Source organism: Exiguobacterium sp. QJM3NY_9 (assembly GCF_056173545.1).
The window spans coordinates 1836500-1851756 of record NZ_CM149679.1 but is presented as its reverse complement, the minus strand read 5'-3'; the positions used below and the strand labels follow the sequence as shown (position 1 = coordinate 1851756).

The window sequence follows — 15257 nt, the reverse complement described above, 5'->3', positions numbered from 1 at the left end:
TGGTCATGCGTGAGGAACTGCAACAACTTTGGGATAAATGGCTATCGACGCGCGATATAGCGGTAGCTGACCTATTACTTCTGAATTATGAACCTCTAGTTCAATACCACGTTCAACGTCTTAGTGCGACACTTCCGAAAAGTGTCGATCGTGATGAGTTAAAAAGTCTTGGTATGATGGGTCTTTACGATGCACTGCAAAAGTTCGATCAAAATCATAACAATAAATTCGATACATACGCAGCCTTTCGAATTCGTGGAGCCATTTTAGATGGATTAAGAAAAATTGACTGGCTGCCACGCTCTTTGCGTGAAAAATCGAAACGTGTCGAGGCGGCCGTCGAAATTCTCGAGCAGAGCTTACAACGGACGCCGACGCTTGATGAAGTATCGTCCATCGTCGAAATGAGTCCGGACGAAGTCAAGACGGCGCTTGCAGAAAGTTACTTTGCGAATGTCCTCTCGATCGACGAGGCGGTGACGCTCCAAGATGAGGGAAAAGCAATGGCTGTATCGTATCTCGACCCGGAAGCAGCGACGCCGGAAGATACGTTACTGATGCGTGAATTGATTTCGAAGCTTGCAGAAGAAGTCGAGCAACTATCGGAAAAAGAGCAATATGTTGTGTCCCTTTTCTACTTTGAAGAACTGACGTTAACGGAAATCGGAGAAGTGCTAGGATTGTCGACTTCACGGATCTCACAAATCCACTCGAAGGCGTTACGTAAATTAAAGCAAGCGCTAGGAAGTGCCTATTTGTCTGATCGTGTCGCGATGTGAAAGGAACTACTATGACAATTTTTTATATTTTACTGGCGGCGGTCGTTAGTTATGGTCTGTTGCTTCTATTTAAACAACAAGCATTGCTAAAAGATCGTGTGACCGATCTTGAACGTCAAAAACAAGAAACGGAAGAAATCTTGCTTCGCTTCATGGAACAAGTGAACGGATTGGCAGAACGCGAGGAGCAACCGACTGCTGAGGCTGCTCCTACCCAGTCCTCATATGAAACGGTCGTCAGTCCTGATGTAACAGAACTCCCACAGTTCGAACAGGCGCAGGAAGAATCGGCTGAATCCGTTCAGCCAGTACTGACAGATGTGAAAGATCAACTTGCAGCAGGGGCCGATCTGGATCAACTCGCGCGTTCTTTAAATCGAGGAACGGGTGAAGTGGCATTGATTGCGAAACTTTCTTCAAAAACGAAGGTTGCCCGACGGTAAAGTTTATGCTATATTAGTCTACGGTGTTAATTACGCACGCATGTATCGCCGGCTGCGGTGCCTTTAATAGGTTAGCTGGGACAACGATCATCGCGGAGGACATCCAAAACCCAAAAGGAGGAATTCATCATGGCAGTAATCTCGATGAAACAATTGTTAGAAGCTGGTGTACACTTCGGTCACCAAACACGCCGTTGGAACCCAAAAATGGCAAAATACATCTTCACAGAACGTAACGGAATCTACATCATTGACCTACAAAAAACGGTTAAAAAAGTAGACGAAGCTTACAACTTCATCCGTGAAGTAGCGTCTGAAGGCGGAAACGTTCTTTTCGTTGGTACGAAAAAACAAGCTCAAGACACTGTGAAAGAAGAAGCGATCCGTGCTGGTCAATACTTCATCAACGAACGTTGGTTAGGTGGAACACTCACGAACTTCTCTACAATCAAAAAACGGATTAACCGTTTGAAACAACTCGAAAAAATGGAAGAGAACGGTACGTTCGAAGTTCTTCCTAAAAAAGAAGTCATCATTCTTAAAAAAGAAATGACTCGTCTTGAGAAATTCCTCGGCGGTATCAAAGATATGCCAGGCGTTCCAGATGCACTCTTCATCGTTGACCCACGCAAAGAGCGTATCGCGATTGCAGAAGCACACAAACTCAACATCCCAATCGTTGCGATCGTTGATACTAACTGTGATCCAGACGAAATCGACTACGTCATCCCAGCGAACGACGATGCGATCCGTGCAGTCAAATTGCTCACTGGTAAAATGGCTGACGCAATCCTCGAAGTTAAACAAGGCGAAGATAACGTAGCACCTGAAACTACTGAAGAAGTAGTAGCAGACGCTGAGTAATTCGTGATGCCAGGTGATAAAGGGAATTGACCTTTTATCACCTTTTTTTTGAAAATAAGGACGTTATAAGGAGGAATATCGAATGGCTATTACAGCAGCAATGGTAAAAGAACTTCGTGAAAAAACAGGTGCAGGTATGCTCGACTGCAAAAAAGCGCTCGTTGAAACGGATGGGGATATGAACGCGGCAGTTGATTTCTTGCGTGAAAAAGGGATCGCAAAAGCAGCAGCTAAAGGCGATCGTATCGCAGCAGAAGGTTTGACAGCAGTCGCAGTTGACGGAAACAAAGCAGCACTCGTCGAAATCAACTCAGAAACAGACTTCGTTGCAAAAAACGAACGTTTCCAATCACTCGTTCAAAACATCGCGGATGCAGTTCTCCGTAACGGTTCTGAAACGGCTGAAGCAGCTCTCGCTTCTGAATACGAAGCGGGTAAAACAATCGAAACGTATATTTCTGAAGAAGCTTCTACAATCGGAGAGAAAATTTCACTCCGCCGTGTAGCACTCTTCACGAAAGAAGACAACGCAGCGTTCGGTTCTTACCTCCACATGGGTGGACGTATCGGTTCTGTCGTCGTCATCGAAGGAACAACAGACGAAGCGGTTGCAAAAGATGTTTCGATGCACATCGCAGCGGCACGCCCACTTTACGTCGATCGTTCTTCTGTAACAGAAGAAGAAAAAGCACGTGAAGAAAAAGTCTTGACAGAGCAAGCAATCAACGAAGGCAAACCTGCTAACATCGTTGAAAAAATGATTGCTGGACGTATGAACAAGTACTTCGAGGAAATTTGCCTCGTCGACCAAACATTCGTTAAAGACCCAGACTTCAAAGTTGGTAAATACGTAGAATCTAAAGGCGGAAAAGTCGTTTCATTCGTACGCTTCGAAGTTGGAGAAGGTATGGAAAAACGTGAAGAAAACTTCGCTGAAGAAGTTATGAACCAACTTAAAAAATAAGAATCAGGATTTCCTGATGACAAGAGAAGGAACACGTATGCTTCAATCCACTTTCGTGTGGAAGTGGTTCGTGTTCCTTTTTTACGGAATTTAGCAAGGAGGACGTAGTCATGCAACCGAAATATAACCGGATTGTGTTAAAATTGAGCGGAGAAGCGCTCGCAGGTGATCAAGGGTTCGGAATCAACCCCGCAATCGTCAATTCAATTTCTCAACAGATTCGCGAATTGGTAGAATTGAATGTACAAGTTGCCGTTGTTGTAGGTGCAGGTAACATTTGGCGTGGTAAAACAGGGGCAGAACTTGGAATGGACCGGGCAAATGCCGATTATATGGGGATGCTTGCGACGGTCATGAACTCGCTCGCATTACAAGATAGCTTAGAGTCAGTAGGCGTTGAAACGCGCGTTCAGACTTCAATCGAAATGCGACAAGTTGCTGAACCGTACATTCGTCGTCGTGCGATGCGTCACTTAGAAAAAGGTCGGGTCGTCATTTTTGCGGCCGGAACGGGAAATCCGTACTTCTCGACAGATACGACAGCAGCGCTTCGTGCCGCTGAAATTGAAGCTGAAGTCATCTTGATGGCGAAAAACAATGTCGATGGTGTGTATTCGGCCGATCCGAACGTAGATCCGGATGCGAAAAAATTCGAGACATTGTCTTACCTCGATGTATTAAAAGACGGCTTGCAAGTCATGGATTCGACTGCAACGTCACTCTGCATGGATAATGATATTCCGCTCATCGTTTTCTCATTGATGGAAGAAGGAAATATTAAACGCGTCGTCGTTGGCGACGAAATTGGAACACTCGTAAGGGGGAAATAATATGTCACAGCAAATCATGAAACAAGCCGAAGATCGGATGGAAAAAGCGCATCTTTCACTTAAAAAAGAACTTGCGACACTCCGTGCGGGTCGTGCGAACGTTGCAATCCTTGACCCTGTTCATGTCGATTACTACGGTTCACCGACACCACTTAATCAAGTCGCGAACGTGAATACACCGGAAGCGCGCCTCATCTTAATCACACCTTGGGATAAATCGATGGTTACAGAAATCGAAAAAGCAATCCAACGTGCAGATTTAGGATTAGCCCCATCTTCAGATGGTACGGTCATTCGCTTAGCGATTCCGCCACTTACGGAAGATCGCCGAAAAGAACTTGTTAAGCTCGTCAAGAAGTATACGGAAGAAGGAAAAGTTGCATTACGTAACATTCGCCGTGATACGAACGAGCAACTGAAGAAAGAAGAAAAAGATGGAGCGTTAACAGAGGATGACTTACGTGGTTATACGGAAGATGTCCAAACATTGACGGATAAATTCGTCAAAGCGCTTGATCAAACAGCGACGGATAAAGAAAAAGAAATTATGGAAGTATGACGCGAATCGTCGTCATGTTGGGGACTCTTTGTCACACGAAGAGTCCCCTTCTTCTTATAAATGAATGAGGGGAGGAAGAAGTACATGTTTCAATGGTTAAACCAGACAAAAGAAGTGATCGAACAACACGTACCTGATCACATCGCGATCATCATGGATGGAAATGGACGTTGGGCAAAAAAACGAGGACTTCCCCGCATCATGGGGCATCGTGAAGGGATGAAATCAGTTCGCGAAGTCGTCCGTGTCGCTAATGAGTTAGGGGTAAAGAGTCTGACCTTATACGCTTTCTCGACTGAAAACTGGACGCGTCCTGAAGAAGAAGTCAGTTTCTTGATGAAGTTACCGGCTCAATTTTTAGAGTCGGATTTAAAAGACTTGAATGAACGCAATGTCAAAGTAGAAGTCGCTGGTGAAATATCGCGTTTACCCGTCTATACACGGGAGGCAGTTCAACAAGCGAAACAGGATACAGTTGACAATACTGGACTACGGTTAATTTTTGCATTAAATTATGGCGGGCGAGATGAAATCGTTCAAGTCATGCAAAAGATTGCTGAAAAAGTACAAGCCGGACAACTGCTTCCGACTGAGATTACAAATGAGGTCATCGAACACGAATTGATGACGGGTTCCATGACAGATGTCGATCTCGTCATACGAACGAGCGGAGAACAGCGGTTATCGAATTTCTTGTTATGGCAAGCAGCCTATGCGGAGTTTTACTTCACCGATGTCTTGTGGCCGGAATTTCGACGGGAACAATTTTTGACAGCAATCGAGGATTACAATCAACGGACACGCCGATTCGGCGGCGTCTGACTAAACGAGGACATAGCTTATGAAAACGCGTATTATTACAGGGATTTGGGCAGGTGCCATCTTTTTAGGGTTACTTTACTTGGGTGGTCTTCCATTTCTTGCCTTCATGGCAATCTTAACAGTGATCGGTTATACAGAACTCGTCAAGATGAGACAACTGAGCTTTTCGTCGATTCCCGTTCTCTTGTTCGGGATTGGGACATTGCTTCCCTTCATTCGTGTCTATGAATTAACGAGTGAACAAACAGTGGTAAGCGGATTATCTCCACTTGCTTGGGGAATGCTGATTATTTTAGTCGGTCTATTTTGGACTGTATTTTCAAAAAATGTGTTCACGTTTGACGACGTGGCTTTTTTGCTACTAACGAGTGTTTATGTCGGTGTTGGTTTTGCATCGTTCGCGTTCATCCGTTTACTGGATAATGGCCTGACGTTATCGCTGTTAATCATTCTTTTGATTTGGTTCACAGATTCAGGTGCCTATTTTGTCGGGAAACGTTTCGGCAAAACAAAACTATGGCCGGCAATCAGTCCAAATAAGACGATTGAAGGGGCGGCAGGCGGAATTTTACTCGCGGTACTTCTTGGTGTGATTTTTGAAGCGATTACACCGACAATCGGGTATGCGGAAGTCGTTTTATTAGCACTGATCGTAGCTGTCGTCGGTCAACTGGGTGATCTCGTACAATCAGCATACAAACGACATTATGGCGTGAAAGATGCCGGAAGTTTACTTCCGGGGCACGGTGGGATTCTTGATCGTTTTGATAGCATGTTAATCGTCTTTACGGTATTGATCACACTCGGCATCTTCAGTTGAGGAGGAAGTTACATGAAGAAAGTCAGTATTATTGGGGGAACAGGTTCAATCGGGACACAGACGCTGGACGTCATTGCCGCCAATCCTGAACAGTTTCAACTCGTCAGTTTTGCGTTCGGGAAAAATATTGACGTTGCAGTTCCATGGTTGAATCGTTTACGTCCGATGCTTGTCTCCGTCATGGACGAAGTGACGCGCGGACAGTTGCAAAAGCTACTCGACTATCGTCCGACAATTTTGACGGGCGATCAAGGCTTGATTGACGTCGCAACAATGGAAGAAGCAGATATTGTCATCACGGCAGTCGTCGGTGCAGTCGGTCTCCGTCCGACGCTCGCAGCGATTGAAGCAGGAAAAACGATTGGTCTCGCGAATAAAGAAACCTTGGTTACTGCTGGACATCTTGTCATGAAAAAAGCACGTGAAAAAGGTGTTGCTATCTTACCTGTCGATAGTGAGCATGCAGCGATTTTCCAATGTTTGAATGGAGAACGACGTGAAGATGTCCGTCAAATTATTTTAACGGCATCTGGCGGTAGTTTCCGTGACATGACGCGCGATCAATTGGCGGATGTTACGGTCGAGCAAGCGCTGAATCATCCGAACTGGTCGATGGGGGCGAAAATTACGATTGATTCTGCAACGATGATGAATAAAGGGTTCGAAGTCATTGAAGCCCACTGGTTGTTTGATGTTGCGTATGAAGAAATCGATGTCGTCATTCACCGAGAGTCAATCATTCACTCGATGGTCGAGTTCAATGATGGTGCCGTCATGGCACAGCTCGGTATGCCGGATATGCGTGAACCGATTCAATATGCCCTTACATATCCGTCCCGCCTTGAAATCAAAGGGGGAGAACGGTTAAACTTAAAAGAAATCGGACGCTTGAACTTTGCTGAAGCTTCATTTGAACGCTATCCCTTATTACGCCTCGCTTTTGAAGCGGGTAGTGCGGGGGGTTCGATGCCTTCAGTACTTAATGCCGCGAACGAACAAGCCGTTGACCGCTTTTTAAAAGGGGAAATCAGCTTTTTAGAAATCGAAGTGAGTGTTGAAGCTGCGTTACGGGCGCATGAACTGATCAACGATCCGTCTTTGGATCAAATTTTAGAGGCGGATCGCTGGGCACGTGCGTTTGTCGCGTCACTTTCACTCGCTAACTAAGGATGGGATAGCAATGACGACCTTTATTTCGATCGTATTGATGTTCGGTGTACTTGTTGCCGTACATGAATGGGGTCATCTCGTAATGGCGAAGCGCGCTGGAATCCTTTGCCGGGAGTTCGCGATCGGCTTTGGACCGAAAATCTTCTCGTTTTTCAAAAATGAGACATTGTATACAGTTCGCCTCTTGCCAATTGGCGGATATGTTAAGATGGCTGGCGAAGAACCAGAGTTCGTTGAAGTCAAACCTGGTCAGGCTGTTGGCTTAGGAATGAACGAGGGCCTTGTCGACGCGATTTATTTAGATGCAAGCCATCCGAAGGCAGACCAAGTCGTGACGGTCGAACGGATTGATTTATTGCACAAGTTAGAGCTCGTTGGGTTACAAGACGAAGTCTCGACACGATACGATATTTCAAAAACCGCCTTCCTCGTCGAAGGGCAGACACGAACACAAATTGCGCCGTACGACCGGACATTTGGTTCGAAATCCGTTTTTAAACGGGTACTTGCGATTGCTGCCGGACCAGCGATGAACTTTGTTCTCGCCTTCCTCATCTTATTTGGATTAGCGTTATACAACGGTTCTCCAACGGGTGAAAGTGTCATCGGGACCGTTCAAAAAGATTCGCCGGCGGACCAAGCAGGACTCGTCGAAGGCGACCGGATTGTTTCCGTCAACGGAGACGAGACGACAAAATGGGAAGACCTTCGTGCTGGCTTCCAAGATGAAGCTGGAAAAGAAACGACCGTCGTCTATGAGCGGGATGGTCAAGAAACAACAACACAAATTACGCCGAAAATTCAACAACAAGGCGATCAAAAAGTCGGAATCATCGGTGTGACGAACGAGACGGAAAAGTCGTTCGGGACGGCACTCGAAACGGGTGTAACGGAAACATGGCGGATGTCGACGTTAATTGTCGGCGCAGTCGGTGACTTAGTGACAGGGGTCGTTGGTGTCGATCAACTATCAGGTCCTGTCGGAATCGTCAAGATGACGGACCAGGTAGCGGACAGCGGATTTTCGATGCTCTTGACGTGGACAGCTCTATTGTCCGTCAACTTAGCGGTCTTTAACCTATTACCACTACCCGCGCTTGACGGTGGTCGATTACTCTTCCTCTTCCTCGAAGCGTTACGCGGCAAACCGGTCGACCCGCAAAAAGAAGGGCTCGTGCACTTCGTTGGATTTGCACTGCTCATGCTCTTGATGCTCGTCGTCACATGGAATGACATCCAGAAGTTCTTTTAATCTTTCAATCAAAGGGGTTCACGACTCATTATGAAACAATCGAAAATGTTTATGCCAACATTGCGTGAAGTACCATCAGACGCAGATGCTATTAGCCATCAACTTTTATTACGTGCGGGTTTTGTCCGTCAAAATGCAGCAGGAATTTACTCATACTTGCCACTTGCGAAACGTGTCTTAGCGAAGATTGAGACGATCATTCGTGAAGAGATGGATGCGGCAGGAGCACAAGAGCTATTGATGCCAGCTATTCAACCGGCAGAGCTATGGGAAGAAACCGGGCGTTGGGACATTTACGGACCAGAATTGATGCGCTTGACAGACCGTCATGATCGACGGTTCGCGCTCGGTGCGACACATGAAGAATTAATTACGTCAATCGTTCGGGATGAGTTGAACTCGTACAAAAAATTACCGGTCAATCTGTTTCAGATTCAAATGAAGTATCGTGACGAACGTCGTCCACGGTTCGGTCTCTTGCGCGGACGTGAGTTCATCATGAAAGATGCGTATTCGTTCCATGCGACACAAGAAAGCCTAGATGACGAATACCAAAACATGTTTGAAACATACAATAAAATCTTTACGCGTGTCGGATTAGAGTTCCGCCCTGTCGTTGCCGATTCGGGTGCGATTGGTGGAAGTGGCACACATGAATTCCATGCACTTGCAGCAATCGGTGAAGATACGATTGTTTATTCCGATCAGTCGGATTACGCAGCAAACCTTGAGATGGCAGAAGCTGTTGACGCGTACGACGTACAAGGCAAAGCACCGGAAGCACTGGAAACCGTTAATACAGGAGAAGCGAAAACGATTGAAGCGGTAGGCGAGTTCCTGCAGGTACCGGCAACCGAATCAATCAAGACGGTCGTCTTCAAGACGGAACAAGGTCTCGTCATGGCCCTCGTCCGGGGTGATCACGAAGTCAATGACATTAAATTGAAAAACTACCTTGGTGCGCTTGATATCACGATGGCTTCTGATGAGGAAATCGAACAAGCACTGCATTCGAAACCGGGCACGCTCGGTCCGATTGGAGCAGACATGCAGGTCGTGGCGGATTATGCTGTCCGCGCTTTGACGAACGCAGTTTGTGGAGCGAATAAAGCGGAAACGCATTACATCCATGTAAATCCAAGTCGTGATTTCGAAGCGGAATATACAGATTTACGCTTCGTCGAAGAAGGCGATGCTTCACCAGACGGCGAGGGGCACGTCAAGTTCGCCCGCGGTATCGAAGTCGGACAAGTCTTCAAACTCGGGACACGCTACTCGCAAGGAATGGGTGCGACGTTCCTTGATGAAGGTGGAAAAGCGCAACCCCTTATCATGGGTTGTTACGGCATCGGTGTTTCACGGACACTTTCTGCCGTCGTCGAACAGCATTATGATGAGCGTGGTATCATTTGGCCGAAAGCGATTGCTCCGTATGATGTGCATTTGATTGCCGTCAATGGGAAAAACGCTGAGCAAATGGAAGTGGCAGAAAACGTCTACCGTCAACTGACGGCTGCTGGATTCTCTGTTCTGTTTGACGATCGGAAAGAACGGGCTGGCGTGAAATTCGCAGATGCTGATTTAGTTGGCTTACCTGTTCGAATCAACGTCGGGAAAAAAGCGGCAGACGGAATCGTTGAGCTGAAAGCACGCCGCGGCGGCGAAGCAGAAGAAATTGAACAAGGAAATCTCGTTCAGGCTGTTCGTTCGCTGTATGAAGGTTTAGAATAAGTAATGGGAACGGTCACTTAAAACGTTTAAGTGACTGTTTTCTTGTCTCACACCCATTCGCCCCTTGGGCAATCTGCAAGAGGAGGAGGAGTTGCTGTCACGGTGTGATGCGATAGGACAGCACAATTGCGAGTGGATACACAACAACGCATGTCGCTTTTAATGAGTGATTTAGATTTACCGACAGGAATTACTGAAGAATATTTTACGGGGGCTACCCTTGAGAAGCTCCGTGTCAATAAAAGCAATTCAACGTGGACGTTCCAAATTCGAATTCCGAAGATTTTGCCGCAAAACGTCTATCAGATGTTTTTCAGTCGTTTGACGAGTCGTTATCAACAATTTGCGGAAGTCAAATTAAACCTCGTTTCGGACGATCGTCCGGAAAGCAAACTTTTCATCGACTACTGGCCGTACGTCGTTCAGGATTTAGCTGATGCGTCTGCAGCAATGCGGACCCAGCTCAGTCGTGTTTTGCCAGAGTTTAGGGAAAATAAACTCTTCATCCCTGTTCGGAGTGAACCGGAAGCTGGTTTTTTAAAGAATGATCTGTGTGGAGAGATGCAATTATTATACGGTGCCTATGGATTTCCGAAGTTTGTTTGTGAACCGATTGTCCAGATGGATCAATCGACGCAAGAGGCATTACGCAATCAAGTCAAACAAGAGGACATCGAGGAAGCGAAACGGATGCTCGAGCTTCAATTCAAACGTGAGCAGTCGCGCGATGATGATGAGGGACCGGTCGACATTCGGATCGGAAAACCGATTCAAGATGAAATCGTGCCGATTAAGACGATTCAAGATGAAGAACGTCGGATTGCGATTCGGGGACTTGTCTTCTCAGCAGAGAGCCGGGAATTACGAAGTGGAAAAACGATCTTTACGTTTAAATTGACCGACTATACCGATTCGCTTGTCGTCAAGATGTTTGCACGAGATGAAACGGACGTCAAAGTCCTATCAGCAATTAAAAAAGGCATGTGGATTCAAGTGGCTGGACGAGTCGAGTTCGACACCTTCCTCCGCGATCTTTGTATGATGATTGCACAATTGTCTGAAGTGAAGGTTGAACTTCCGGGTGACCCTTGGACAGGTGAGAAGCGTGTCGAATTGCACGCGCACTCGCAAATGAGTCAGATGGATGCTGTCATGAACGTGACGAAGTACGTCGAACGTGCTGCTGCTTGGGGACACCCGGCCGTCGCCATCACAGATCACGCGGGAGCGCAAAGCTTCCCGGATGCCTATTATGCCGGAAAGAAAAATGACATTAAGGTATTGTATGGAATCGAAGCGAACGTCGTCAATGATGGTGTCCAAGTTGCTTATAACCCGGTCGATCGCAGTCTTGAGGACGCGACGTTCGTCGTCTTTGACGTCGAGACAACCGGATTATCAGCGATGTATAACAAAATCATCGAATTAGCTGCCGTAAAAATTTATGACGGAGACGTGATTGATAAATTCGAAGCATTCGCTGATCCGAAACACTTATTATCTGCGACGACGATCGATTTGACGGGCATCACCGATGACATGGTCCGTGGGAAACCGGATCCGGAACAAGTCGTCAAGGAATTCATGGACTGGGCGGGGGATTCGATTCTTGTCGCCCATAATGCGGCCTTTGACATCGGGTTTTTGAATGCGACGCTACGTTCTGGTGAACATGACGAATCGACATTGCCCGTTATCGATACGCTTGAACTGGCACGTGTCTTGATGCCGACGCTGAAGAATCACCGATTGAATACGCTCGCGAAACGGTTTGATATCGAACTGACACAACATCACCGTGCGATTTATGATGCGGAAGCAACCGGTTACTTGATGTTGAAGTTATTGCAAATGGCAGATGAGATGTTCAACATGACAACGCACTTGTCGCTCAACCGGGAGATGGGAAAAGACATTTCTCGGACGCGTCCATATCATGCAACCGTCTATGCTAAAAATCGGACGGGGCTAAAAAATCTCTACCAGCTCATCTCGCTTGCGCATACGAAACACGTCCATCGTGTCGTTCGGACGCCACGTTCGCAGCTCGTTGCGCACCGGGAAGGTTTAATCATCGGCTCTGCGTGTGACAATGGGGAAGTGTTTGATGCGGCGCTCAATAAATCGGATGAAGATTTAGCGAAGGTCATGCAGTTTTATGATTTCATCGAAATTCAGCCGCCGGCGATGTACGGTCATTTAATCGAGCGGGAAATCGTTCAAAATGAACTCGAACTTCGTGAGTTGATCAAAAAAGTCATCCGGGTCGCAGAAGAAAACGACATCCTGCCGGTCGCGACAGGGAACGTACATTATCTCGATCGCCATGACGCGACGTACCGTGAAGTTTTGATTCGGACGCAAGGTGGGGCAAATATGCTCAACATGCGGAAACAGCTTCCCCCGGCTCATTTCCGGACAACGCAGGAAATGATGGAAGACTTCCGGTTCCTTGCACCGGATCTTGCAGAACGTCTTGTCGTCACGAATAGTCAGAAAGTCGCTGAGATGTTCGAAAACATCGATATCATCCCGAAAGATCTCTTTACTCCTAAAATTGACGGTGCTGATGATGAGGTTCGCAATCTGTCCTACGACATGGCACATAAAATTTATGGGGAAACGTTACCGGAAATCGTCGAAGCCCGACTCGAAAAGGAATTGAAATCAATCATCGGCCATGGCTTTGCCGTCATCTATTTGATTTCGCATAAACTCGTAAAAAAATCGCTTGATGATGGGTACCTTGTCGGATCGCGTGGTTCTGTCGGATCGAGTCTCGTCGCGACGATGACGGAGATCACGGAAGTTAATCCATTACCGCCGCATTACGTCTGTCCGAACTGTCAAGAATCCGAGTTCTTTGATGATGGGTCGGTCGGATCCGGATTCGATTTACCGGATAAGGAATGTAAGACGTGTCAAATTCCATTGACGAAAGACGGACACGACATCCCGTTCGAAACGTTCCTTGGGTTCAAGGGGGATAAAGTACCGGATATCGATTTGAATTTTAGTGGGGAGTACCAGCCGAAAGCCCATGCCTATACGAAAGTCTTGTTCGGGGATGATTATGTCTATCGTGCAGGGACGATCGGGACGATCGCCGAAAAAACGGCCTATGGGTATGTGAAGGGGTATCAGTCGGAAAATGATTTAAATTACCGTAACGCGGAAGTCGACCGGCTCGTCAGCGGGGTGACAGGTGTCAAGCGGACGACAGGACAGCACCCCGGCGGTATCATCGTTGTCCCGGACTACATGGACATCTATGATATCAGTCCGATCCAGTTCCCGGCGGACGATATGGGATCGGAATGGAAAACGACACACTTTGACTTCCACTCGATTCACGATAATCTACTGAAACTTGATATTCTCGGACACGATGACCCGACGATGATTCGGATGCTGCAAGATTTATCCGGTCGTGATCCGAAAACGATTCCCGTCGATGACGCCGAGGTCATGAAAATTTTCAGTTCGACGGAATCGATTGGTGTCACACCGGAACAGATTGATTCGAAAACCGGAACGCTCGGGATTCCAGAGTTCGGGACGAAGTTCGTTCGACAGATGCTTGAAGAAACGAAACCGACGACGTTCTCGGAACTCGTCCAGATTTCCGGTCTGTCGCACGGAACGGACGTTTGGCTCGGGAATGCCAGTGAGTTGATTTATAACGGAACATGTGAACTGAAAGACGTCATCGGCTGCCGGGATGACATCATGGTCTACTTGATTTATGCCGGTCTTGAGCCGTCGCTTGCCTTTAAAATCATGGAATCCGTCCGTAAAGGGAAAGGGCTCTCGATTGAGATGGAAGAAGCGATGATTGAAAACAGTGTACCCCTTTGGTACATCGACTCGTGTAAAAAAATCAAGTACATGTTCCCGAAAGCCCACGCTGCAGCTTACGTTTTGATGGCGGTCCGGATTGCTTATTACAAAGTCCACCATCCGATGTACTACTACGCATCGTACTTCACGGTCCGGGCGGGTGACTTTGACATCGGCGCGATGAACAAAGGAACAGCTGCCGTCCGAAAAGTTTTACAAGATATCAAAGATAAAGGATTCGAGGCGACGGCGAAGGATAAAGGACTCTATACGGTTCTTGAAATTGCGCTTGAGATGATTGAACGCGGCTTTACGTTCCAAAAAGTCGATTTGTATAAGTCGAGCGCCAGTGAATTCTTAATCGAAGGCGATTCGCTGTTACCACCGTTCGACGCCGTGACAGGGCTCGGAACAAATGCGGCAAAACAAATCGTCGAGGCCCGAAAAGGTGGCGAGTTCCTGTCGAAAGAAGATTTACAGAAACGTGCCAAATTATCGAAAACGATTATCGAAACGCTCGACAATCTTGGTTGTCTCGAAGGTCTTCCGGACGAGAACCAGCTTTCGTTATTTGACCTGTAAAGCCAGGCGGAGACTTGCTTAGAGCGGTTCATTATGCTATATTGAGTGAGGAAATGTTTTTTATACTACGACTTGGAAGGAGTAGGGGGACCTGCTCCTTTCTTGTTTGTTTTTTGAAGGAGGATGAAGATGACGAACGTAACTGAGAAGGTCGAGGCGCTCGCAAAACCAATCGTGGAACGAGAGGGGATGGAGCTTGTCGACGTCGAATTCGTCAAAGAGGGGGCGGATTGGTTCCTACGTGTCTCCATCGATAAGGAAGGTGGCGTTGACCTTGAAGATTGTGTCAACATCAACGAACAGTTATCGGAAGCATTGAATAATGATGATCCGATTGACGAACCCTATTATCTAGATGTTGCCAGTCCAGGTGCAGAACGACCACTCAAAAAAGCGGAAGATTTCGAAAAGGCGATTGGTAAACATATCTACGTCAAAACGAATGATCCGGTTAAAGATGCTACCGAATTTGAAGGAACGTTACTTGCGTATAACGACGAAATGCTTGAAATCGAAGTCCGCGTAAAAACACGAAAATTGAAAATTGAAATACCGGTGACCAAGATCGCGATGGCGCGACTTGCGGTACTGTTCTAAGGAA

At 46.9% G+C, this 15257-nt stretch carries 13 protein-coding genes; all 13 read left to right on the top strand.

Features of this window, described 5'->3' with window-relative positions; translation table 11 throughout:
* The first annotated feature begins 5 nt into the window (after nt 1–5).
* A complete protein-coding gene (locus AC0VYQ_RS09570) occupies nt 6–779 on the top strand; it encodes a FliA/WhiG family RNA polymerase sigma factor (protein WP_029330769.1) in 774 nt (257 codons plus the stop codon).
* 11 nt (nt 780–790) lie between these two features.
* The gene (locus AC0VYQ_RS09565; protein ID WP_214768583.1) at nt 791–1222 is read left to right on the top strand and encodes a hypothetical protein; all 432 of its coding nucleotides are present in this window, start codon (nt 791–793) and stop codon (nt 1220–1222) included.
* Nucleotides 1223–1351: 129 nt separating this feature from the next.
* Entirely contained in the window at nt 1352–2086 is a 735-nt protein-coding gene (rpsB, locus tag AC0VYQ_RS09560) for a 30S ribosomal protein S2 (RefSeq protein WP_012370721.1), read from the top strand.
* 82 nt (nt 2087–2168) lie between these two features.
* Nucleotides 2169–3050: a translation elongation factor Ts gene (tsf, locus tag AC0VYQ_RS09555; RefSeq protein WP_214765130.1), complete on the top strand. Its 882-nt coding sequence runs from the start codon at nt 2169–2171 to the stop codon at nt 3048–3050.
* A gap of 110 nt (nt 3051–3160) precedes the next feature.
* Nucleotides 3161–3880 carry a UMP kinase gene (pyrH, locus tag AC0VYQ_RS09550; protein WP_088837351.1) on the top strand — a complete coding sequence of 240 codons (720 nt, stop codon included), beginning with the start codon at nt 3161–3163 and terminating at the stop codon, nt 3878–3880.
* Between the two features lies 1 nt (nt 3881).
* On the top strand, nt 3882–4439 hold the full coding sequence (gene frr / locus AC0VYQ_RS09545; protein ID WP_029330759.1) for a ribosome recycling factor: 558 nt from the start codon (nt 3882–3884) through the stop codon (nt 4437–4439).
* Between the two features lie 84 nt (nt 4440–4523).
* The gene (locus AC0VYQ_RS09540; protein WP_029330752.1) at nt 4524–5261 is read left to right on the top strand and encodes an isoprenyl transferase; all 738 of its coding nucleotides are present in this window, start codon (nt 4524–4526) and stop codon (nt 5259–5261) included.
* Nucleotides 5262–5280: 19 nt separating this feature from the next.
* Complete coding sequence (locus tag AC0VYQ_RS09535; RefSeq protein ID WP_088837350.1) at nt 5281–6081, top strand: phosphatidate cytidylyltransferase; 801 nt, start codon at nt 5281–5283, stop codon at nt 6079–6081.
* 12 nt (nt 6082–6093) lie between these two features.
* Entirely contained in the window at nt 6094–7248 is a 1155-nt protein-coding gene (locus AC0VYQ_RS09530; protein ID WP_214765126.1) for a 1-deoxy-D-xylulose-5-phosphate reductoisomerase, read from the top strand.
* 13 nt (nt 7249–7261) lie between these two features.
* Entirely contained in the window at nt 7262–8503 is a 1242-nt protein-coding gene (gene rseP / locus AC0VYQ_RS09525) for an RIP metalloprotease RseP (protein ID WP_475403476.1), read from the top strand.
* Between the two features lie 30 nt (nt 8504–8533).
* Nucleotides 8534–10234, top strand: coding sequence for a proline--tRNA ligase (locus tag AC0VYQ_RS09520; RefSeq protein WP_088837347.1), 1701 nt, complete (start codon nt 8534–8536; stop codon nt 10232–10234).
* Between the two features lie 150 nt (nt 10235–10384).
* Nucleotides 10385–14656, top strand: coding sequence for a PolC-type DNA polymerase III (locus AC0VYQ_RS09515; RefSeq protein ID WP_371816403.1), 4272 nt, complete (start codon nt 10385–10387; stop codon nt 14654–14656).
* A gap of 129 nt (nt 14657–14785) precedes the next feature.
* Entirely contained in the window at nt 14786–15253 is a 468-nt protein-coding gene (gene rimP, locus AC0VYQ_RS09510) for a ribosome maturation factor RimP (RefSeq protein ID WP_088837345.1), read from the top strand.
* Nucleotides 15254–15257: the final 4 nt, after the last annotated feature.